The 21,131-nt window shown below is 71.3% G+C and carries 16 protein-coding genes; 4 read left to right on the forward strand and 12 right to left on the reverse strand.

The annotated features are described in order from the left end of the window. Positions 1-501: 501 nt before the first annotated feature. From ACGFZS_RS30835 to ACGFZS_RS30850, 4 genes are all read right to left on the reverse strand, one after another. A complete protein-coding gene (locus tag ACGFZS_RS30835; protein WP_365691132.1) occupies positions 502-1,920 on the reverse strand; it encodes a sugar porter family MFS transporter in 1,419 nt (472 codons plus the stop codon). Between the two features lie 247 nt (positions 1,921-2,167). Next, on the reverse strand, positions 2,168-5,923 hold the full coding sequence (locus tag ACGFZS_RS30840; protein ID WP_393797825.1) for an AAA family ATPase: 3,756 nt from the start codon (positions 5,921-5,923) through the stop codon (positions 2,168-2,170). 255 nt (positions 5,924-6,178) lie between these two features. Further along, on the reverse strand, positions 6,179-6,382 hold the full coding sequence (locus ACGFZS_RS30845; protein ID WP_093498859.1) for a hypothetical protein: 204 nt from the start codon (positions 6,380-6,382) through the stop codon (positions 6,179-6,181). Positions 6,383-6,765: 383 nt separating this feature from the next. Beyond that, on the reverse strand, positions 6,766-7,047 hold the full coding sequence (locus ACGFZS_RS30850; RefSeq protein WP_355714388.1) for an acylphosphatase: 282 nt from the start codon (positions 7,045-7,047) through the stop codon (positions 6,766-6,768). A gap of 189 nt (positions 7,048-7,236) precedes the next feature. Between ACGFZS_RS30850 and ACGFZS_RS30855 the strand changes: the two genes are divergently transcribed. Together ACGFZS_RS30855 and ACGFZS_RS30860 are read left to right on the forward strand one after the other, a co-directional pair. Then, the gene (locus tag ACGFZS_RS30855; protein WP_393797826.1) at positions 7,237-8,370 is read left to right on the forward strand and encodes a CAP domain-containing protein; all 1,134 of its coding nucleotides are present in this window, start codon (positions 7,237-7,239) and stop codon (positions 8,368-8,370) included. An 81-nt stretch (positions 8,371-8,451) separates the two neighbouring features. Next, positions 8,452-8,871 carry a winged helix-turn-helix transcriptional regulator gene (locus ACGFZS_RS30860; RefSeq protein WP_393797827.1) on the forward strand — a complete coding sequence of 140 codons (420 nt, stop codon included), beginning with the start codon at positions 8,452-8,454 and terminating at the stop codon, positions 8,869-8,871. Here the strand turns inward: ACGFZS_RS30860 and mutM are convergent. The 8 genes from mutM to recG all read right to left on the reverse strand — a co-directional run bounded on the left by mutM (position 8,844) and on the right by recG (position 16,216). Beyond that, positions 8,844-9,704: a bifunctional DNA-formamidopyrimidine glycosylase/DNA-(apurinic or apyrimidinic site) lyase gene (gene mutM / locus ACGFZS_RS30865; protein ID WP_393797828.1), complete on the reverse strand. Its 861-nt coding sequence runs from the start codon at positions 9,702-9,704 to the stop codon at positions 8,844-8,846. The genes ACGFZS_RS30860 and mutM overlap by 28 nt on opposite strands. A gap of 85 nt (positions 9,705-9,789) precedes the next feature. Beyond that, complete coding sequence (gene rnc, locus ACGFZS_RS30870; RefSeq protein ID WP_359221525.1) at positions 9,790-10,641, reverse strand: ribonuclease III; 852 nt, start codon at positions 10,639-10,641, stop codon at positions 9,790-9,792. A gap of 8 nt (positions 10,642-10,649) precedes the next feature. Then, complete coding sequence (rpmF, locus tag ACGFZS_RS30875) at positions 10,650-10,823, reverse strand: 50S ribosomal protein L32 (RefSeq protein ID WP_007493396.1); 174 nt, start codon at positions 10,821-10,823, stop codon at positions 10,650-10,652. Positions 10,824-10,825: 2 nt separating this feature from the next. After that, positions 10,826-11,476: a YceD family protein gene (locus tag ACGFZS_RS30880; protein WP_393661334.1), complete on the reverse strand. Its 651-nt coding sequence runs from the start codon at positions 11,474-11,476 to the stop codon at positions 10,826-10,828. A gap of 133 nt (positions 11,477-11,609) precedes the next feature. After that, on the reverse strand, positions 11,610-12,722 hold the full coding sequence (locus ACGFZS_RS30885; RefSeq protein WP_393797829.1) for a cell division initiation protein: 1,113 nt from the start codon (positions 12,720-12,722) through the stop codon (positions 11,610-11,612). 58 nt (positions 12,723-12,780) lie between these two features. Then, positions 12,781-13,260 (reverse strand): pantetheine-phosphate adenylyltransferase, encoded by a 480-nt coding sequence (coaD, locus tag ACGFZS_RS30890; RefSeq protein ID WP_355714369.1) that lies wholly within the window; start codon positions 13,258-13,260, stop codon positions 12,781-12,783. Positions 13,261-13,286: 26 nt separating this feature from the next. Further along, entirely contained in the window at positions 13,287-13,874 is a 588-nt protein-coding gene (rsmD, locus tag ACGFZS_RS30895; protein WP_393797830.1) for a 16S rRNA (guanine(966)-N(2))-methyltransferase RsmD, read from the reverse strand. Between the two features lie 125 nt (positions 13,875-13,999). Beyond that, positions 14,000-16,216, reverse strand: coding sequence for an ATP-dependent DNA helicase RecG (recG, locus tag ACGFZS_RS30900; protein WP_393797831.1), 2,217 nt, complete (start codon positions 16,214-16,216; stop codon positions 14,000-14,002). A 169-nt stretch (positions 16,217-16,385) separates the two neighbouring features. Here recG and ACGFZS_RS30905 point away from each other — a divergent pair, with 169 nt between their 5' ends. Continuing rightward, positions 16,386-18,212: an HSP90 family protein gene (locus ACGFZS_RS30905; protein ID WP_365691103.1), complete on the forward strand. Its 1,827-nt coding sequence runs from the start codon at positions 16,386-16,388 to the stop codon at positions 18,210-18,212. Next, positions 18,212-21,124, forward strand: coding sequence for a tetratricopeptide repeat protein (locus ACGFZS_RS30910; protein WP_393797832.1), 2,913 nt, complete (start codon positions 18,212-18,214; stop codon positions 21,122-21,124). The genes ACGFZS_RS30905 and ACGFZS_RS30910 overlap by 1 nt, the downstream gene beginning before the upstream one ends. Positions 21,125-21,131: the final 7 nt, after the last annotated feature.

The raw sequence follows: 21,131 nt of genomic DNA on the forward strand, positions 1-21,131 counted from the left end.
GCCGTCGTGGTGGATCGCCGTGGCGGCGGAGAAGACTTCTGTGCGGGTCAAGGAGAGTTCCGCCGTGTGCGCGCCGCCGCCTTTGCGGTGGGGCCAGGATCGGCCGTGGCCGGGTGCGGGAGGGCTCGGCACCGCCGGGCAACGCCGTCGTGGTGGATCGCCGTGGCGGCGGAGAAGACTTCTGTGCGGGTCAAGGAGAGTTCCGCCGTGTGCGCGCCGCCGCCTTTGCGGTGGGGCCGGGATCGGCCGTGGCCGGCTGCGGGAGGGCTCGGCACCGCCGGGCAACGCCGTCGTGGTGGATCGCCGTGGCGGCGGAGAAAGGTGGTGTGGCGGAGAGGGGCGGTGTGGCGGAGAAGGGTGGTGTGGCGGGGGGCGGGAGCGGGGTGGGGCGGGAGGGCCGCCGCCCCGCCCGGGCAGTGACCGGGTGGGGCGGCGGGGGGTACGAGGAGAGGGGCAGCGGGGACTTGGCCCTTCTCCCCGAGTTCGGGGAGGGTGGGCGGGTCAGCCCATCTCCTCCAGGGCCTTGCCCTTCGTCTCCTTGACGTACTTGAGGACGAAGGGGATGGAGAGGGCCGCGAAGACCGTGTAGATCACGTAGGTCGCGGAGAGGTTCCAGTCGGCCAGCGACGGAAAGCTCGCGGTGATGGCCCAGTTGGCGATCCACTGCGCGGAGGCGGCGACGCCCAGCGCGGCGGCGCGGATCCGGTTCGGGAACATCTCGCCGAGGAAGACCCAGACGACCACACCCCAGGACAGGGCGAAGAAGAGCACGAAGATGTGCGCGGCGATCAGGGCGGTCCAGCCCTGCGCGGCCGGCAGCTTGCCGTCGACCAGGTCGTAGGAGAAGGCCCATGCCTCCAGGCCGAGGCCGATCACCATGCCGACGGAGCCGATGAGCGCCAGCGGCTTGCGGCCGATGCGGTCCACGAAGATCATCGCGATCACGGTGCCGATGATGTTGATGATCGACGTGGTGAAGGAGTAGAAGAACGAGTCCGTCGGGTCGACGCCCACCGACTGCCACAGGGTCGAGGAGTAGTAGAACGCGACGTTGATGCCGACGAACTGCTGGAAGACCGAGAGGCCGATGCCGACCCAGACGATCGGCTTGAAGAAGAAGGAGCCGCCGAGCAGGTCCTTGAACGTGGACTTGTGCTCGCTCTTCATCGCGTGCTCGATCTCGGCGACCCGGGCGTCCAGGTCGCCGCTCCCGCCCTCGACCTCTTCGAGGATCTCGCGGGCGCGGTCGTGCTTGCCGACGGAGATCAGGAAGCGCGGGGACTCGGGGATCGCGAAGGAGAGCAGGCCGTAGAGGACGGCCGGGATCACCATGACGCCGAGCATGACCTGCCAGGCCTCAAGGCCCATCAGCTTGCCGCGCTGGTCGCCGCCGGCGGCGTTGAGCAGACCCCAGTTGACCAGCTGCGAGATGGCGATGCCGATGACGATCGCGGCCTGCTGGAAGGAACCGAGACGGCCGCGGTAGGCCGGCGGGGCGACCTCGGCGATGTAGGCGGGGCCGATCACGGAGGCCATGCCGATGGCGAAGCCGCCGACGATCCGCCAGAAGGCGAAGTCCCAGAGGGCGAAGGGCAGCGCGGAACCGACGGCGCTGACGGTGAACAGCACGGCGGCGATCTGCATGCAGCGGATACGGCCGATGCGGTCGGCTATGCGGCCGGCGGTCGCGGCGCCGATGGCGCAGCCGATCAGCGCGACGGCGATGACCTGCGCCAGGGCCGCGGACCCGATGTCGTAGCGGCTGCGGATCGCCTCGACGGCGCCGTTGATGACGGAACTGTCGTAGCCGAAGAGGAACCCGCCCATCGCGGCCGCCGCCGCGATGAAGATGACATGCCCGAGATGATCGGGGTGAGCCGTCCCGGCTCCTGACTGGGGTGCCTGCGCAGTGCTGGTCACAAGAAACTCCTCGGGCCACCGGCAGCGCTGCCGGGGTGGGGGTGAGCCCTTTCAGGTTCAAGTGGCGCATATGTTCACGCCGCTCACACCTGAAGGTAAAAGCAACGTTGCAGAGACTATGCCTTCAAGTTTCGAAGTCAATAGACGGGGTGATGTGAGCTTGAAGGCATGGTGAAGGTCTTTGCCTTCAATAGTTGAAGCAATGAAGGGGGTGTGCAGGTCAGACCGGTGTACGGCACACGCAAACTCAGCGGAGGCGCTGGCTGATGACCTTCGACACACCGTCGCCCTGCATGGACACGCCGTACAGCGCGTCGGCGACCTCCATCGTGCGCTTCTGGTGCGTGATCACGATGAGCTGCGAGGACTCCTGGAGCTCCTGCATGATGCGGATCAGCCGCTGCAGGTTGGTGTCGTCCAGAGCCGCCTCGACCTCGTCCATGACGTAGAACGGGCTGGGGCGGGCCTTGAAGATGGACACCAGCATCGCGACCGCGGTCAGCGAGCGCTCGCCGCCCGACAGCAGGGAGAGCCGCTTGACCTTCTTGCCCGGCGGGCGGGCCTCGACGTCCACGCCCGTGGTGAGCATGTTGTCGGGGTCGGTGAGGATCAGCCGTCCCTCGCCGCCCGGGAAGAGGCGGCTGAAGACGCCCTCGAACTCGCGGGCCGTGTCCCGGTAGGCCTCCGTGAAGACCTGCTCGACCCGCTCGTCGACCTCCTTCACGACCTGAAGCAGGTCGGTGCGGGTCTTCTTCAGGTCCTCCAGCTGCTCGCTGAGGAACTTGTGCCGTTCCTCGAGGGCCGAGAACTCCTCCAGGGCGAGCGGGTTGACCTTGCCGAGCTGCTGGTAGGCCCGCTCGGCCGCCTTGAGCCGGCGTTCCTGTTCCGCCCGGTGGAAGGACTTGGGCTGGTTGCGCGGGTGCTCGGGGTCGTCCGGCAGCACCTCGCCCTCGGCGGGGGGCGAGGGCGGCACGAGCTGATGGGGGCCGTACTCCTCGACCAGCCCCGCCGGTTCGACACCCAGTTCCTCCAGCGCCTTCGTCTCCAGCTGCTCGATGCGCAGCCGCTTCTCGGCGCCGAGTACCTCGCCCCGGTGAACTGAATCCGTGAGTTTGTCGAGTTCGGCCTTGAGGTCGCGGCCGGTGGAGCGGGCGGCAGTCAGCTCCTGCTCGCGCTGTGCCTTCGCGGCCTCGGCGGCGGCCCGCTCCCGCTCGGCGCGGCCGACGGAGACCTCGACATGCGCGAGCAGTTGCCGCGCACCGGCGGCGACGGCCTCGGCGACGGCCGCCTCGTGGCGCAGCCGGGCCCGGCGCTGCTCGGCACGCGCGCGTGCCTCGCGTTCCGCGCGGGCGGCGCGGTCGAGGGAGTCGGCGCGGCCGGCCAGGCCCTTGACACGTTCCTCGTGGGTACGGGCCTGGAGGCGGGCCTCCATCTCGGTCTGCCGGGCGTTGGCGCCGTCGGCGGCGAGCCGGTCGCGTACCGAGGTGTCCGGTTCCTCCTCGACGGGCATCTCCTCGGCCACGGCGAGCCGCTCGGCCAGGATCTCCAGCTCTTCCAGGGACTTGTCGAGGGAGTCCTGGGCGCGGGCGGCCGCCGCCGTGGAGCGTTCCGCCTCACCGGCCGCGCCGCGGGCCTGTCCGGCGAGCCGGCCCAGCTGCTGGGCCACGGCCGACTTCTCCCGGTCGGCGGCGCGGCGCCGCTCGCCCAGTTCCTCGACGAGGGCCGCGCACTCCTTGCGCCGTGTCTGGGCGGTCTGCTGCGCCTCGGCCAGCTCCTCGCAGCGGACGGCCAGCTCCTCCAGTTCGGCGGCGGCCTCGTCGACCGAGGCCTGTACTTCGAGGAGGCTGGGCGCACCGGCGGAGCCGCCGTGGGCGAAGTGGGCGCCGAGGAGGTCGCCTTCGGCGGTGACGGCGGTGAGGTGGGGGTGGCGGTAGACGACGTCCTCTGCGGCTTCGAGGGTGTCGACGACGACGATGTCCTGAAGCAGGCGCCGTACGGCGGGCATCAGGTCGGCCGGGCCCCGGACCAGGTCCGCGGCGGGGCGCGCCGCGAGGGGGGCGGCGAGGGGGGCCGGGTGGGGTCGTCGGTCTGGTGCGGGTGCGTGGGGGCCGGTCGCGCCGTTCCCCGCGCCCCCGAGGGGCGCCGGCCAGGCGACGGTGTTGTCCAGTGCGGTCGTCGGTCGTCGGTCCGCCGCGGCGCCGTCGTGGCTGGGCGCGCCGTTCCCCGCGCCCCTTCGGGGCGCTTCGGTGCGGGGCGTCTCAGTGTGAGGCATCGGGGTGTCAGGGGCTCCCGCCAGCAGCAGGGCCGCGCGGCCGCCGTCCTGTTTGCGGAGGAGGCGGATCGCGTCGGCCGCCGAAGCCGGGGTGGTCACCGCGATCGCGTCCGCTGCCGTGCCGAATGCGGCTGCCAGGGCGACCTCGTGGCCCGGGGTCACGGTGAGCAGTTCCGCCGCCGGGCCCAGGACACCGGTGAGGCGGTCGCGGGCGCCGAGCAGTATCCCCGTGCCGTCCTTGCGGCGCAGGCCCAGTGCCAGCGCCTCGTGGCGGGCCTGGGTGGCGGCGCGGCTGCGTTCCGCCGCGGTGGCGGCCTCGCGGGCGGCGGTCAGGGCCGCCTCCGCCTCGGCGAGCTGCTGCTTCGCGTGGCCGTGCTGTTCGCCGAGTTCGTGGTCGCCGGCGTCGAGGCCGTCGACCTCGGCCTTGAGCGCCTCGTACTCCTCCTGCGCGGCGACCGCCCGTTCCTGGGCCTCGTCGCGGGCGGCGGCCAGGCGGTCGATCTCCGCCTGGGCGGACGCGGCGCGTGAGCGGGCCGCGTTGACCTGGCCGTTCAGCCGGGCCAGGCTCTCGCGCCGGTCGGCGATGGAGCGGGCGACGTCCTTCAGGCGCCGTTCCTCCAGGGCCAACTCGCGCTCCAGCTCGGCGCGGTGCGCGACCGTGTCGTCGAGGGCGCGCTCGGCCGCTTCCAGGGCGGCCTCCAGTTCGGCCTCCTGCTCCCGGATCCGGTGGGCCTCGCGCTCCATGTCCTCGGGGTCGCGGCCGCGCCGCTCCTCGGGGGGCGCGGAGGTGGCGCTCTTCACCCGGGCGTCGGCCAGCGAGATCGTGCCACGGACGCGTTCGGCGAGCTGGGAGAGCTCGTACCAGGTCTGCTGGGCGCGCTGCAGGCGCGGGGTGAGCTGCCGTACCTCGTCCTCCAGGAGCGCCTCGCGCTGGAGGGCCTTCTTCAGCTCCTGCTCGGCGGCCTCCTTGCGTTCCTTGAGAGCGGCCTCGTCGGCGATCTCGGTCTGGAGTGCGTTGCGGAGCCGTACGAGGTCGTCGGCGAGCAGGCGCAGGCGGGCGTCGCGGAGGTCCGCCTGGATGACGGCGGCCCGGCGAGCGACCGCGGCCTGGCGGCCGAGGGGCTTGAGCTGGCGGCGGAGTTCGTCGGTGAGGTCCTGGACGCGGGCGAGGTTGGCCTGCATCGCGTCCAGTTTGCGGAGGGCCTTCTCCTTGCGCTTGCGGTGCTTGAGGACGCCGGCGGCCTCCTCGATGAAGGCCCGGCGGCCCATGGGGTCCGCGTGCAGGACGGAGTCGAGCTGGCCCTGGCCGACGATGACGTGCATCTCGCGGCCGATGCCGGAGTCGGAGAGCAGTTCCTGGATGTCGAGGAGGCGGCAGGTGTCGCCGTTGATCTGGTACTCGCTGCCGCCGTTGCGGAACATGATCCGCGTGATGGTGACCTCGGCGTACTCGATGGGCAGGGCGCCGTCGGAGTTGTCGATGGTCAGGGACACCTCGGCACGGCCCAGCGGGGGGCGGCCGGTGGTGCCGGCGAAGATGACGTCCTCCATCTTGCCGCCGCGCAGCGACTTGGCGCTGTGCTCGCCCATCACCCAGGTGAGCGCGTCGACGACATTGGACTTGCCCGAGCCGTTCGGACCGACGACACACGTGATCCCCGGCTCGAACCGGAGCGTGGTCGCCGAGGCGAACGACTTGAACCCGCGAAGGGTCAGGGCCTTGAGGTGCACGCCGTCGGACTCTACCCGGCCCCGCTACCCCACTCCACGAAGCCTCGCAACCCCGCGGTTTCGCGCATGAACATGCAGGGCACACCAGACGTTAAAGAGGGTGAAAGGATGCGCGGGGCTACAAGCGGGTCGGGGCACGGGTCACCGGGGGCAAGAAAGAAGGGACGCCGGGGCGTCCCTTGCACATCTTGACAACTCAAGCGGTTGAAAGGGCTGCCCAACCGCCGCATGTGCTGTTGTGGAGCGATGCAGCGATCAGGTGAGCGCAGGCTCCGCCTGGTTTGCGTCGATGCTCTCCATGATCCTGTCGGGAGAAGCGGCAGCCGTCAGCGCGTCGTTCTCGGCCTGAATCCGTACGAGCTCGGATTCGAGGTCCTGGACACGCTGCTGGAGCCGTCGCATCTCGGCGAGGAGTCGCGGGTCGGAGCCGCCGACGTAACCGAGAAGCGCCTTTGCCATGATGGATGGTCCTCCACACTGAGTGACCGACCGTAGCGGTGTGGGTCGTGAGGGATTCGCACCCGCGGTGCTTGACACATTCGAGTGTTGCTCGACTGTTGCGCCATGCCAAACAGCTAAGGTGCGCGGGGCTTTCAGCGTCTCACCAAAAAGTTTGACGGTCAACACGATCACGCCCTGTATTGGCGGGCGAACCCGGGGGCGGCCCACCCTGGACGGGCGGCGCTGCGACTCCTGCGGGGCCCTCAGGGCGTGGCGATCATCTTTACCTGCGGAGCCTGCCACGCGCGGCGATTCTTGGCAACCACCAGGCCATTTCTGCTCGGGGCATATGCCAGTGGCAGATCGCTCCACTTCCTCCTGCGCGGCTTTACAGAGCGGGCTCAGCGGATGGCGAAGCCGTCGTAGCCGCCCCGGGGTGTGTCCCAGATCTCGGTGACACCCTCCACCCGCCCGGGCGTGTCATCGCCCTGGAGCCAGTCGAGCAGTCCTTCGCAGCCCTCCCGGGGGCCCTCCGCGACCACCTGGACGCGGCCGTCCCCCAAATTGAGAGCAAAACCACTCAGCCCGCCGATCTCCAGCGCCCGCGCCCGCGTGAACCAGCGGAATCCCACGCCCTGCACCCGTCCACGGACCCAGGCGACCAGTCGCACATCCTCGCTCATGGGTGCAACCTAACCGGCCAATGTCACTCGGGACACCTCCTCCCTCAGCGGTATGGGGTACCGTCCCCACCCAATGAATCTCATATGAAACTCACTCGATCGGGTGAGTCTGGTTGACCAGATGGAGTCACTGGCCACACCGGCCCCTGGTCGACCCCGACCGCGAGGACGAGGGAAGAAGGCAAGGACATGGGACGCCACCGACGCTCCGCCGCCGGCCGCGCCGCCACGGGCCGCGCCACGGGGGTCACGGAGAACAACGGCTCGTACCCGGGCGGCCACGACCCGCAGGACTCGTACGCGGGCCTCCGCTACGGCACGGGCACGGCCTCCTACCTGCGCCAGGAGGAGTACGCCGACACCAACGCACGGAGCTCGGCCTACCTGTTCGCGAGCGAGGACGACTACGCCCGCTTCATGGACACCGCCGAGTTCCCGGCCGAGGAGTTCGCCCCGGGAGGCGGCTCCCCCGCCGGCGGCGGGCACCGGCGCCGGAAGAAGGGCGGGCGGCCCGTGGCCACGGGTCTGCTCGGGGTCTCGGCGGCCGTCGCCATCGGCACGGTCGCGGTGGCCACCGGTGTGGTGCCGGGCCTGGAGAACTACAAGCTCGGCGGCTCCAACAGCACGACCGGCGGCGAGCAGGTGCAGGCCGACGGCGCGCCCAGCAACACGGCCGCCGAACAGGGCGGCACCTCCGGCAACGCCGAGAGCCGTGACACCGGCTCCTCCACCAGCCGTGACACCCAGCGCGCCGGCTCGCCGACCCGGTCGGCATCGGCCTCCGCGTCGGACTCCGCCTCCGCGTCCACGTCGCCCACCCCGACGAAGACGGCCACCGAGAAGCCGACGACCAGCACCACCCCCTCCGAGGAGCCGACGGTCACGCCCTCCAGGACGGCCACCAAGGCGCCGGTGAAGACCGCCGCGCCGATCACCACCTCCCAGGAGGCCGTGGTCGAGGCCGAGGTGCTGAAGCTGGTGAACGACGAGCGGGCCAAGGTCGGCTGCAGCGCGTTGTCCGCGAACTCCTCGCTGACCAAGCTGGCCGAGGCGTTCAGCGACGACATGGCCGCGCGGGACTTCTTCGACCACACCGACCCGGACGGCAAGACGCCGTGGGACCGGGCCGCGGCCGCCGGCATATCCAACCTCGGCGGCGAGAACATAGCCCGGGGCCAGGCCACCGCCCAGGCCGTCATGGACGCCTGGATGAACAGCGAGGGCCACCGCGCCAACATACTGAACTGCGACTTCAAGACCCTCGGGGTCGGTGTGCACTTCGGTTCGGGCGGCCCCTGGTGGACGCAGGACTTCGGCTACTGACCGGACCAGGTGCGACGGGTGCGCTAACCGACGGTTAGCGCACCCTGTCGGTTAGCGCTGTGCTCCCGTACGCTGAAACGTATGACCACCACCCAGGACCGTCCGGAGGAGACGCGGGAGACACCGGAGCCGCTTCCCCCGTACGACGTCTTCGCCCGGGCCTGCCCCTCGCGCACCACCCTCGAACACGTCATGGGCCGCTGGGGCGGACTGACCCTGAGCGCGCTGCACGAGGGTTCGTTCCGGTTCAACGAGCTGCGCCGCCGCGTGGACGGCGTCAGCGAGAAGATGCTCTCCCAGACGCTCCAGGCGCTGGAGCGCGACGGCCTGGTGCACCGCGAGGCCCAGCCGACCAACCCGCCCCGCGTCGACTACGAGCTCACCCCGCTCGGCCACGAGGTCGCCGAACGCCTGCTGTCCATCGTGCACTTCGTGGAGAGCCGGATGGACGAGGTACTGACCGCCCGCGAGCGCTACGACGAGACCCGCGGCGGCCGCTGACACTTCGGGCAGAAGTAGCTGGACCGGTTCATCCAGGCCCGCCTGCGCATCGGCGTACCGCACCGCCGGCAGGGCAGCCCTTCCCTGCCGTACGCGTCCAGCGAGCGGTCGAAGTACCCCGACTCGCCGTTGACGTTGACGTACAGGCTGTCGAAGCTGGTGCCGCCCACGGCCAGGGCCGCGTTCATCACGTCCCGTACATGGCCGAGGAGTTCGGCCGTGCGCGGCTGGGTGAAGCCGGCGGTGGGGCGTTCGTAGTGGATGCGGGCGCGCCAAAGCGCCTCGTCCGCGTAGATGTTGCCGACTCCGCTGATCAGCGACTGGTCGAGCAGCGCCCTCTTGATGGTGGTCCGCTTCCGGCGCAGCGCCTGGTGGAAGGCCGCGTCGTCGAACAGCGGGTCGAGGGGGTCACGGGCGATGTGCGCGATGACGTCCGGCAGTCCGTCGGGGGTGTTGTCGTGCAACGACAGTCCGCCGAAGGTGCGTTGGTCGACGAAGCGCAGTTCGGTGTCGACCTCGTCGGCGAACCGGACGCGGATGCGCAGGTGCTTCTCGTCCGGGGCCGCGTGCGGCTGGACCAGCAGCTGGCCGCTCATGCCGAGGTGGGCGAGGACCGACTGGTTCGTGTCCTCCAGCGGCAGCCACAGGTACTTGCCGCGCCGGCTCGGGGTGCCGACCCGGTGGCCCTTGAGGCGGTGCGTGAAGTCGTCGGCGCCGGCGAGGTGCCGTCGTACCGCACGCGGGTGCAGGACCTCGGCCTCGGCCACCTCGCGATGGGCGACCCACCGCTCCAGGCCGCGCCGTACGACCTCTACCTCGGGCAATTCGGGCATCGGGACTCCCGTAGCGGACCGTGGGGGAAGATCCGAGCGCCCGCCCCCGTACTGCCGGGGGCGGGCGCTCGGGCTGCGCTGTTCGTCAGGCGGAGGCGGCGGACGACGGACCGTCGTCCTCCTCGGCTTCGGCTGCGGCGGCCTGCTCGGCCGCCTTGGCCTCGGCGCGTTCGTCCGCCGCGGCGCGAATCGCGCGCCAGGCGGACTCGGCGGCCTGCTGCTCCGCCTCCTTCTTGCTGCGGCCGGTGCCGGTGCCGTACGAGACGCCTCCGACGCGGGCGGCAGCAGTGAAGGTCTTCTCGTGGTCGGGGCCGGTCTCCGTGACCAGGTACTCGGGCACGCCGAGGCCCTCCGTCGCGGTGAGCTCCTGGAGACTGGTCTTCCAGTCCAGGCCGGCTCCGAGGTTCGAGGACTTCTCGATCAGCGGGTCGAAGAGCCGGTGCACCAGCTCGGACGCCGAATCGAGGCCCTGGTCGAGATAGACCGCGCCGATCACCGCTTCCAGGGTGTCGGCGAGGATGGACGCCTTGTCCCGGCCGCCCGTGCCCTCTTCACCGCGGCCGAGCCGGATGAAGGAACCCAGGTCGAGACCGCGGCCCACTTCCGCGAGCGCACGCGAGTTCACCACCGCGGCCCGGAGCTTGGCCAGCTGGCCCTCGGGCAGATCGGGGTGGGTGGTGTACAGCGTGTCCGTGACGACGAGACCGAGGACGGAGTCACCGAGGAACTCCAGCCGCTCGTTCGTCGGCAGACCGCCGTTCTCGTACGCGTAGGAACGGTGGGTCAGTGCACGCACCAGAAGGGCGGACTCGAGCTTGTAGCCGAGCCGCCCTTCCAGAAGCGTGTGGGACGAGGCCGTGCTGTCCGCTTTCTTCTTGGCGGACGGGTCCGCCTTGGGCTCTTCGCCCTTCTTTGGACTGGACACAGTGCCTCTCACCTGGCCGCTCAGACTTCGAGGACCTGGCGCTTGTTGTAGGTGCCGCAAGACGGGCACGCGATGTGCTGCAGCTTGGGCTCGTGGCAGCGCTCGCACGCAACCAGGGTGGGGACCGCAGCCTTCCACTGCGACCGGCGGTGGCGCGTGTTGCTGCGCGACATCTTCCGCTTCGGAACAGCCACGGCTACTTCTCCTGCTTCTCGTCGACGCCCGCTTCCGCGTCAGCGCCGCTCATCTCGTCCTTCTCGCCGTCCTTGGTGGAACCGGCGAGTCCCTGCAAAGCCGCCCAACGGATGTCGACGGCATCGTGGTGGTGGTCCGGGTCGTCCGCGAGCCGGGCTCCGCACTCGGAGCACAGGCCCGGACAGTCGTCCTGGCACACCGGCTGCATCGGCAGTGCGAGCACCACCGCATCACGCAGCACGGGTTCGAGGTCGAACAAGCCGTCCTCGATGAAGAACCTGTCCTCGTCGTCCTCGGCGTCGTCGCCCGGTTCCGCGATCACGCGGCCCCGGTCGTCGGCGTCAGGGTACGAGAACAGTTCCTGGAAGTCCGCTTCGAGCTCCTGCCCGACCGGCTCCAGACACCTTACGCACTCCCCCTCGGCCTGTGCACGGGCGGTGCCTGTGACGAGCACACCTTCCATGACCGACTCGAGCCGGAGCGCGAGCTCCACCGGGGCGCCTTCCGGCACTCCGATGACTCCCTTGATACCGAAGTCCTGGGGAGCGTCGATCGTGCGGGTCAGGCGCTGCAACGCACCGGGACGCCGCCCCAGCTCGTGTGTGTCGAACACGAACGGGTTGCGGTGGTCGAGGCGCGCGTGAGGAGCCATTCCTGCTTTCGATCTTCGAGCTCAGAGGGACGCCGTCCGGAGAGACTCCCCGGGCAGCGCTGATCGCGGACGTAGACGCGACCGAACAGCCAGGATACTGGACCTTTCGCTGTCGGCCCAATCCGCCCGGTTCCTACAGGCCCCGGCCCTGCTCGTACGCCCTCAGCTGCTCCGGAGTGATCATGCTCGTGTCGAAGAGGCTGGTCTCGTCGAGGTCGTACGACTGGTGGTGCGTCTGGTGCGGGATCTGCTGGGCCGGCTGCTGCGTGGGGTCGTAGACGGGCTGCTGGCCGGTGTCGTAGCCCTGGTAGGCGGCCGCCGCGTAGGGGTCGGCCTGCTGGTAGCCGTAGGGGTCCTGCTGGTAGCCGTACGCGTCCTGCTGGGCGTAGACGGGCTGCTGCTGGGGGTAGCCGTACGGATCCTGTGCCGCGGGCTGCTGGTCGTACTGGGGCCGGCTCTGGGGCTGGGCGGCGGCGGGCTGCTCGCTCTGGGCCGTCTGGGCCGCCTGCGCCGCCCGGTCGTCCTGGTCGGCGAGGGCCGCGAGGTCGGCCAGGTAGTCGGCGTCGCTGGAGTGCTGGAAGGTCGTGTTGTCGTCGGCCAGGGCGCCGAGGGCGTCGGTGGCGATCCGGCCGTGCAGCTTGGCGCGGCCCTTGCCGACGGCCTCCAGGGTCTTGGCGAGGACCGCCTCGAAGGCGCCCAGCTTGGCGTCCACGTAGGCGTCCGCGTCCCGGCGCAGGGTCTCGGGGTCGTGGCTGCGCTCGGGGGCGTCCTCGTCCTCGTAGCCCTGCTCGTCGAGGCCGGGGCCGGTGCCGAGCAGCTTCTCGCGGCCGCGGCCGACCGAGCCGAGGGTCTTGGTGAGGACGACCTCGAAGTTGGCGAGCTTGGAGTCGACGTAGTCGTCGGCCTCGGCGCGGACCTCCTCGGCCTCCTGGCGGGCCTCGCCCAGGATCCGGTCGGCCTCCGTCTGGGAGCGGCGGGCCACCTCGGTGCCCGAGATCAGCGAGCCGCGCTCGGCGTGCGCGGTCTCGATGATCCGTTCGGCCTCCATCCGGGCCTGCTCGACCATCTGGTCCCGGTCACCGATGAGCTCCTGGGCCTGGGCGAGGGAGCCGGGCAGCGCCTGGCGCAGCTCTTCGAGCATCGCGAGCAGGTCGGCGCGGTTGATCACGCATGACGCCGACATGGGCATGGCCCGGGCACCGGAGACCGTGGCCACGACCTCGTCGAGCTTCTTCTGTACGTCCACCCTGCGCTCGCCACTCTCTACAGCTGTGTTGGAGACGGACGGGACGACTGTAGCCCCATCAGTCCCTGTGAATACGCTTGTTGAGGGCCTCGAAAACAGGCGCGGGAACCAGGTGCGATACGTCTCCGCCCCACTGGGCCACTTCCTTGACCAGGGAGGACGAGAGGAAGCTGTAGGTGGGGTTGGTGGGGACGAACAGCGTCTCGACGCCGGTCAGGCCGTTGTTCATCTGCGCCATCTGCAGCTCGTAGTCGAAGTCGCTGACGGCCCGCAGGCCCTTGACGATGGCGGGGATCTCGCGCTGCTTGCAGAAGTCGACGAGGAGGCCATGGAAGGCCTCCACGCGGACGTTGCCGTAGTCGGCGGTGACGGTGCGGATCAGGTCGATCCGTTCGTCGATCTCGAACAGGCCCTTCTTGGACTTGTTGATCATCACCGCGACGTAGACCTCGTCGTACAGACGGGACGCGCGGGCAATGATGTCGAGGTGTCCGTTGGTGATCGGGTCGAACGACCCGGGACAGACGGCGCGGCGCACTAGTGATCCCTCGCTCTCCGGTCCGGTCATCGTGCGTCTTCGCACGTAGAGGCGGCGCGACCGTACCAAAACGTTCCCTCGCCGTAGCGACGGGACCGGAGGCCCTCGAAGCCGGTCGGCCAGTGGAAGTCGCCGCCTCTGGTGCTGCGCTCCACGGTGACGAGGGCTTCGGGCGCTAGCCAGCCCCCCGAGTGGAGTGTGAGGAGAATCTCCCGAAGATCGTGATCTGTGACCGCGTACGGCGGGTCGAGGAACACGATGTCGTACGGCTGCGCCGGTGCCGGGTTCTGGATGATCTGTTCCGCTTTGCCCGCTCGTACCTCGGCGCCGGGCAGGCCCAGATTCTTGACGTTCTCTCGTACGACGCGGGCGGCTCTGGGGTCGGCCTCCACGAGGAGGGTGTGACCGGCGCCCCGGGAGAGCGCCTCCAGGCCCACCGCTCCGGAACCGGCGTAGAGGTCCAGGACGCGTTCGCCGTCCAGGGGGCCGCCGAGGAGGGACTGCCAGGTGGAGAAGAGGCCCTCGCGTGCGCGGTCGGAGGTGGGGCGGGTGCCGGTGCCTGGTGGCACCGTGAGCCGACGTCCGCCGGCTGCGCCTGCGATCACGCGGGTCATCTTGAATCCTCGGTCCGGGGTGGTGGTGGATTCAGTTTGGCAGCTGGTACATCGTGGTTGCTCGCGCCCGCGCGGCGGAGCCGCATATGGACACAGCCCCGCGCCCCTTTCAGGGGCGCTGACCATCAGCCCTTTTCCAAGTACTGCTCCCTCTCCTCGTCCAGGAGGGCGTCCAGGGCTGTTCGTAGGCCGGCGAGGTCGGTCAGCTCCGGGTCCTTCGCCACCAGGGTCGTCGCCTCCTCTCTCGCCTCCGCGATGATCTCCTCGTCCTCGATGACGGCGAGGACGCGGAGGCTGGAGCGGGCGCCGGACTGGGCCTGGCCGAGGACGTCGCCCTCTCTGCGCTGTTCGAGATCGATACGGGAGAGCTCGAAGCCGTCCAAGGTCGAGGCGACAGCCGTGAGGCGCTGGCGGGCCGCGCTCGCCTCCGGCATCTCCGTGACGAGGAGGCAGAGGCCGGGGGCGGAGCCTCGGCCGACCCGGCCGCGCAGCTGGTGGAGCTGGGAGACGCCGAAGCGGTCGGCGTCCATGATCACCATGGCGGTGGCGTTGGGGACGTTGACGCCGACCTCGATGACGGTGGTGGCGACGAGGACGTCGGTGTCGCCCGCCGCGAAGCGGCGCATGACCGCGTCCTTGTCGTCCGGGTGCATGCGGCCGTGCAGGACCTCCACCCGGAGGCCGCTCAGCGGGCCCTTGGCCAGGTGGTCGGCCACGTCGAGGACGGCCAGTGGCGGGCGCTTCTCCGCCTCGTCCTCGGCCGACTTCCTGGCCTTCTTCGGGTCGTCCTCCTCGTCGCCGATGCGGGGGCAGACGACGTACGCCTGGTGGCCGTTGCCGACCTCCTCGCGCACCCGCTCCCAGGCGCGGGCCAGGAAGTGGGGTTTGTCGGCGGCGGGGACGACATGGGTGGCGATCGGGGAACGGCCGGCCGGGAGCTGGTCCAGGACGGAGGTCTCCAGGTCGCCGAAGACCGTCATCGCGACCGTGCGCGGGATGGGGGTGGCGGTCATGACGAGGAGGTGCGGGGGCTGTTTGCCCTTGCCGCGCAGGGCGTCGCGCTGTTCGACGCCGAAGCGGTGCTGTTCGTCGACCACGACCAGGCCCAGGTCGTGGAACTGGACCTTGTCCTCGATCAGCGCGTGGGTGCCGATCACGATGCCCGCGTCCCCGGTGACCAGGTCCAGCATCGCCTGCCGGCGGGCGGCCGTGCCCATCGAGCCGGTGAGGAGGACGACCTTGGTCGCGTGGTCCGCGCCGCCGAGCATGCCGCCCTCCGCCAGCTCGCCCATCATCTCGGTGATCGAGCGGTGGTGCTGCTGGGCCAGGACCTCGGTGGGGGCGAGCATGGCCGCCTGGCCGCCCGCGTCGACGACGGCGAGCATCGCGCGGAGGGCCACCATCGTCTTGCCCGAACCGACCTCGCCCTGCAGGAGGCGGTGCATCGGGTGTTCCGTCGCCAGGTCGTCGAAGATCTCCTTGGAGACCTTCCGCTGGCCGTCCGTGAGGGTGAACGGGAGGCGGTCGTCGAAGGCGCTGAGGAGGCCGTCGGAGGAGGGTCTGCGGGCGACCGCGGGGAGTTGGGCGTCGGTGTGGCGGCGGCGGGCCAGGGCGACCTGGAGGACGAAGGCCTCGTCCCACTTGAGGCGGTCGCGGGCGGCGGCGATGTCCGCCTTGGTGTGCGGTCGGTGGATCTTGAGGAGGGCCTCGGGGAGGGAGACCAGGCCGCGGCCCTCGCGGAGGGTCGGGGGGAGGGGGTCGAGGGCCTCCTGGGCGCTGGGGAGGACGGTCTGGACCGCCTTGCCGATCTTCCAGGACTCCAGCTTGGCGGTGGCCGGGTAGAGCGGGATCAGGGCGCCGGCCCAGGTCTCGACCGATTCGGCGGGGTCCTCGCCGCGGAGCAGTTCGTACGCCGGGTGTGCCAGTTGGAGGCGGCGGTTGAAGACCGAGACCTTGCCGGCGAACATCGCGCGGGTGCCCGGCAGGAGTTCCTTGTGGGGCTTGTGCACGCCGTTGCCGAAGAAGACCAGTTGGAGCCGGCCGCTGCCGTCGGTGATCGTGACCTCCAGGCGCTGCCCCTTGCCGCGGGGCGCCTTGGAGGAGGCGAACGTGTGCAGGCGGGCGTCGGCGACCATGGCGACCACCGTGACGTGCTCGTCCATGGGCAGGTCGGCGAGGTGGGTGAGCTGGCCGCGCTCCTCGTATCTGCGGGGGTAGTGGTGCAGGAGGTCGCCGACGGAGTGCAGGCCGAGATGCTCGGCCATCACCTTCGCGGTGGCGGGGCCGAGCACTGACTTCAGTGGTTGTTTCAGTGGTTCTTCCAGTGCGGGCACGAGATCCATTGCACACCACACCACTGACAATGCCGGATACGGTTCGGGAAACCCCTGGTCAGACGGTCGTTTTGAGCCATAGGATGGCGCGCTCCGGCCATCCTTCCGCGGTCACCACCCCACCAGGGACCGCCCGACCCCGCGCCGACCACGTCTTCCCCCCTCCGGCGCAGCGACGATGGATTCCCAGACCTCAGAGTCATCCCAGGCATCACAGTCACCCCATACGTTCCAGGTCGACCTGCGTGGTTTGGTGGACCTGCTCTCCCATCACCTGTACTCCAGCCCCAAGGTCTACCTGCGCGAGCTGCTGCAGAACGCGGTGGACGCGATCACCGCGAGACGGGCCGAGCAGCCCGACGCCCCGGCCCGGGTGCGGCTGTTCGCGGACGGCAGTTCGCTGCGGGTGGAGGACAGCGGCGTCGGGCTCACCGAGTCGGACGTGCACACCCTGCTCGCGACCATCGGGCGGAGTTCCAAGCGCGGGGACGGGCTGCAGGAGGCCCGCTCCGACTTCCTGGGGCAGTTCGGCATCGGACTGCTGGCGTGTTTCGTGGTCGCCGAGCGGATCCGGGTGGTCAGCCGCAGCGCCCGGACGCCGGACGCGCCGCCGGTGGAGTGGACGGCGCGCGACGACGGGTCGTACACCGTGCGGACGTTGGCGCCCGAGGCCCGTCCGGAGCCCGGCACCACCGTGCATCTGGTGGCCCGGGCGGGTGCGGCGGAGTGGCTGGACGAGCGGCGGGTGCTCGCGCTGGCGCGGGACTTCGGTTCGCTGCTGCCGTACGACGTCCGGGTGGGCGACGAGGCGGTCACCGACCTGCCGGCTCCCTGGGACCGGTCGTACCCCTCCCCCAGCACCCGGCGGGTGGCGCTGGCCCGGCACTGTCACGAGCTGTTCGGGTTCACGCCGTTGGACTCGATCGCGCTGGACGTTCCGCTGGCCGGGATCCGGGGGGTGGCGTACGTGCTGCCGTCGGCGGTGAGCCCGGCGCAACGGGCCACGCACCGGGTGCACCTCAAGGGCATGCTGCTCACCGAGCGGGCCGAACAGCTGCTGCCGGACTGGGCGTTCTTCGTGCGCTGTGTGCTGGACACGGACAGTCTGCGGCCGACCGCCTCGCGCGAGTCGCTGTACGAGGACGAGACGCTGGCCGCCGTACGGGAGGCGCTCGGCGAAAGGATTCGGTCCTGGCTGACCGGTCTCGCGGCGGGTGATCCGGAACGGCTCTCCGCGTTCCTGTCCGTGCACCACCTGGGCGTGAAGTCGCTGGCCCGGCACGACGGCGAGATGCTGCGGACGATGCTGCCGTGGCTCCCCTTCGAGACCACCGACGGGCAGCTGTCCCTGGAGGAGTTCGCGCAGCGGCACCCGGTGGTGCACTTCACGCGGTCGGTCGAGGAGTACCGGCAGGTCGCGCCGATCGCCTCCGCGCAGGGCATCGGGGTGATCAACGGCGGTTACACGTACGACAGCGAGCTGGTCGAGGCGCTGCCGTCGGTGCGGCCGGGGACGGTCGTCGCGGAGCTGGACGCGGACACCGTGACCGCGCATCTGGACGCGGTGGACCCGGCGGAGGAGCTGGCGGTGGCGGGGTTCCTGGCGGTGGCGCGGGCCAAGCTGGACCCACTGCAATGTGACATTGTACTGAGGTCCTTCCACCCCCTCTCCGTCCCCGCCCTCCACCTCGACGACCGCGCCGCCCGCCATGAGCAGGCCCGCGCGGAGGCCGAGGAGCAGGCGGACGACCTGTGGGCGGGCATCCTGGGTTCGCTGCGCGGCAGCGCGCCCCGCGCGCGGCTGGTGCTGAACCACCTCAACCCGCTGATCCGGCGGATCAGTTCCCTGAAGGACCCGGAGCTGATCGGCACCGCGACCGAGTCGCTGTACGGGCAGGCGCTGCTGATGGCGCAGCGCCCGCTGCGGCCCGCCGACTCGGCGCTGATCAACCGCTCGTTCATCGGCCTCCTGGAATGGGCCACTCATGGGGAGGGTGACCGCTGATGGGCGAGATCACCGACTTCGACTCGCTGCGCCGCGCGCTGGCCGAGAACTCCGAGGAGCCGGAGGGTCCCGCCCGCAACGCGCGCGCGGAGCAGCTGCTGCTGGAGGCCGAGAAGCTGAACGTCCCGCTCGCCGTGATCGAGGCGCTCGGGCACCAGCTGAAGGTCTACAACTACAGCTCCGAGAAGGACAAGATGTTCGTCCCGTTCGCGCGGCTGCTGCGGCTGTGGGACGAGCGGCCCGAGGACTTCGACGAGTACGAGACGCATTCGCTGCACTGGGTCTTCAAGTGGATGTCGGCCGGCATGCTCGACCAGCCGCACATCCCGCTCGCCTCGATCGAGAAGTGGCTGGGCGAGATGGAGCACCGCTACCGGCTCGCCGGGCACTCGGAGCGGGCGGTGCGCAGCGCGGAGTTCAGTGTCGCCGGGCACGTCGGGGACCTGGCCCGCGCGGAGCGGGCGTACGCGGCCTGGCTGGCGGCGGACCGGGACCGGATGGCCGACTGCCACGCGTGCGAGCTGCACGGGCAGGGCGGCTGGCAGCTGAAGAACGGCCGGGACGAGGCGGCGCTGGAGCTGTGGCGGCCGGTGCTGGAGGGCGAGTACAGCTGCGCCCACGAGCCGCACACGGTGCTGGCCTCCTCCCTGGTCCCGCTGCTGCGGCTGGGCCGGGTCGACGAGGCCCGTGCGCATCACCTGCGGGGGTTCCGGCTCGTCCGGCCGATGGAGAGCATGCGGGGCGCCTACGCGGACCATGTGGAGTTCTGCGCGCTGACCGGCAACGAGGCGCGCGGTCTGGAGCTGCTGGCGGAACGTCCCGCCTACTTCACGGACACCGGGCAGCCGCGCAGCCGGATGGACTTCATGGCGGTGGTGACGCTGCTGATGGACCGGCTGACCGGGCTGGGCCTGGACGGGCAGCGGGTGCCGGGGCCCGCCGGGCGGACGTGGACCGCCGGGGAACTCGCCGTCCACGCGCGCGCGGAGGCGCTGGAGCTGGCCGCGCGGTTCGACGCCCGCAACGGCACCTCCCATGTCGGCGACCAGGTGCGCGAGCGCATGGCCCGGCGGCCGCTGGTGGAGCGGCTGCCGCTGGGGGTGCGGGCGGCCCGGACGGCGCCCGCCGGGCCGGTCGCGCCGGTGCTGCGGGCGCCCGCGCCGCAGGAGCCGGAGGAGCGCCCGGAGCTGCCCGCGCTGCTCGCCGAGGCCCGGCGGCTGTCGGACACCCTTCAGCCGCACGCCATGGAGGCCTGGGCGGCGGTCGCGGAGGCCGCCGAGGAGACCGAGGTGGACACGTACGTCCGCGCGGAGATCACCGATCACACGGCGATGGGGCGCGGCCCGGAGGGCGTGGAGCTGTTCGAGCGGGCCGCCGAGCTGTACGCGGAGGCGGGTGACGAGGGCGAGGCGATCGCGGCACGCGGGCGTGCGGCGTACGTACGGGCGCTGGCCGGGGAGCTGGACGAGGCGCTGGCCGCGATCACCGATCCGTACGACCGGATCCTCGCGCTGTACGCCGACGACGCCACCGGGGTGCGGCAGACGGCGTCCGTGCTGATGAGCAGGGCGCGGATCCTGATGCGGCTGGTGCACGAGCGGTCCGCGGGCGCGGCCGACGCCGAGCAGGCCGTACGGGAGCTTCTGGCGCTGGTCGGCGGGCGCGGCGGGGCCGACGTACGGCTGGTGTCGCGGGCGGCCGAGGGGCGGGCGATGCTCGCCGAGCTGGCCGAGCACGCCGGGGACGGGGAGCGGGCGGGCGAGCTGTTCCGGCAGGCGGCGACGCAGTTCGCCGGTGCCGAGCTGCCCTGGTTCGCGGTCGAGTACGAGGTGCGGGTGGCCGCGCTCGCCCATGAGCAGGGCGACCTGGCCGAGGCGGAGCGGGCGCTGCGCTCGGCCCTGGAGCACGGCGGGCCGTACGTGGAGCCGGTCGGGCGGGCCCAGCTGCATCTCCAGCTCGCCGAGGTGGTCGGCGGGCGGGGGGCGGCCGAGGAGGCCGCCGAGCACGCCCTTGAGGCCGCGCACTGGGCCGACGAGGCCGGGGAGAGCGGCACCCTGGGCGCCTGGGCCCGGCACCAGCTGGGCGGCTTCCTGCTGCGCCAGGGGCGGTTCGCGGAGGCCGCCGAGGTGCTGGAGTCGGCGCTGGGCGACCTGAGCGCCGAGAAGCACGGGGACGGTGCCGTGGTGCAGACCCAGTGGTGGCTCGGGGACTGTCTGAGCGAGCTCGGCGAGCACCACGCGGCGGCCGAACGGCGGCTGCAGGCGGCCGAGATCGCCCGGCACTGGCCCGAGCAGCACGACCACGCCACGCTCGCGCACCTGGCCGCCGAGTCGCTGGGCAACGCGGACCTGCCCGTGGAGGCCGACCGGGCGTACACGCGCGCGGGCGAGCTGTGGCGGGCGGTGGGCAATGTGCACTTCCTGGTCCGCTCGCTGCGGGCCCGCGCGTGGCTGGCGCTGCGTACCGATGCGGGACCGGAGGGCGCGCGGAAGCTGATGGCGGACGCGGTCCGGGAGTGCGAGTCGGCGCTGGAGACCGCGGCCGACCCGGCCGCGGCCGAGCGGCTCGCCTCGGAACTCGGGCACACGCACCGGCAGTTCGGTGACCTGCTGGCCCGGTCCGTCCCGGAGGACGCCGAGGACGCGGCGATCCAGGAGGCGTTCGAGGCGGCGCTCGCCGAGATGGCGGCGGCGGTGTCGGTGTTCGCCGCGCTGGGCGAGGACGGGCTGCACAGCCGTACCGGCGCCGAACTCGCGGCGGGCTGGCTGGAGGCCGATCTGAGCCGCCCGGCGGACGCGGCGGCACGCGCGCGTGCGGTGCTGGACGCCTACGAGGGCGCCGACCCGGCCGACGAGACGGTCCGGGCCCGGCGGGCGGAGGCCCGGCAGCTGCTGGAGCCCACCGAGGAGTGAGCGGCCG

It is taken from the genome of Streptomyces sp. NPDC048288 (genome assembly GCF_043201555.1).
Lineage (GTDB): Bacteria > Actinomycetota > Actinomycetes > Streptomycetales > Streptomycetaceae > Streptomyces.

What these genes read in the sequence shown, in the direction of transcription:
- ACGFZS_RS30845 (WP_093498859.1), bottom strand. Translation starts at nt 6,382, where the DNA reads ATGGCAAAGGCGCTTCTCGGTTACGTCGGCGGCTCCGACCCGCGACTC.
- ACGFZS_RS30850 (WP_355714388.1), bottom strand. Translation starts at nt 7,047, where the DNA reads ATGAGCGAGGATGTGCGACTGGTCGCCTGGGTCCGTGGACGGGTGCAG.
- ACGFZS_RS30855 (WP_393797826.1), top strand. Translation starts at nt 7,237, where the DNA reads ATGGGACGCCACCGACGCTCCGCCGCCGGCCGCGCCGCCACGGGCCGC.
- ACGFZS_RS30860 (WP_393797827.1), top strand. Translation starts at nt 8,452, where the DNA reads ATGACCACCACCCAGGACCGTCCGGAGGAGACGCGGGAGACACCGGAG.
- mutM (WP_393797828.1), bottom strand. Translation starts at nt 9,704, where the DNA reads ATGCCCGAATTGCCCGAGGTAGAGGTCGTACGGCGCGGCCTGGAGCGG.
- ACGFZS_RS30880 (WP_393661334.1), bottom strand. Translation starts at nt 11,476, where the DNA reads ATGGCTCCTCACGCGCGCCTCGACCACCGCAACCCGTTCGTGTTCGAC.
- rsmD (WP_393797830.1), bottom strand. Translation starts at nt 13,874, where the DNA reads ATGACCCGCGTGATCGCAGGCGCAGCCGGCGGACGTCGGCTCACGGTG.
- recG (WP_393797831.1), bottom strand. Translation starts at nt 16,216, where the DNA reads ATGGATCTCGTGCCCGCACTGGAAGAACCACTGAAACAACCACTGAAG.
- ACGFZS_RS30905 (WP_365691103.1), top strand. Translation starts at nt 16,386, where the DNA reads ATGGATTCCCAGACCTCAGAGTCATCCCAGGCATCACAGTCACCCCAT.
- ACGFZS_RS30910 (WP_393797832.1), top strand. Translation starts at nt 18,212, where the DNA reads ATGGGCGAGATCACCGACTTCGACTCGCTGCGCCGCGCGCTGGCCGAG.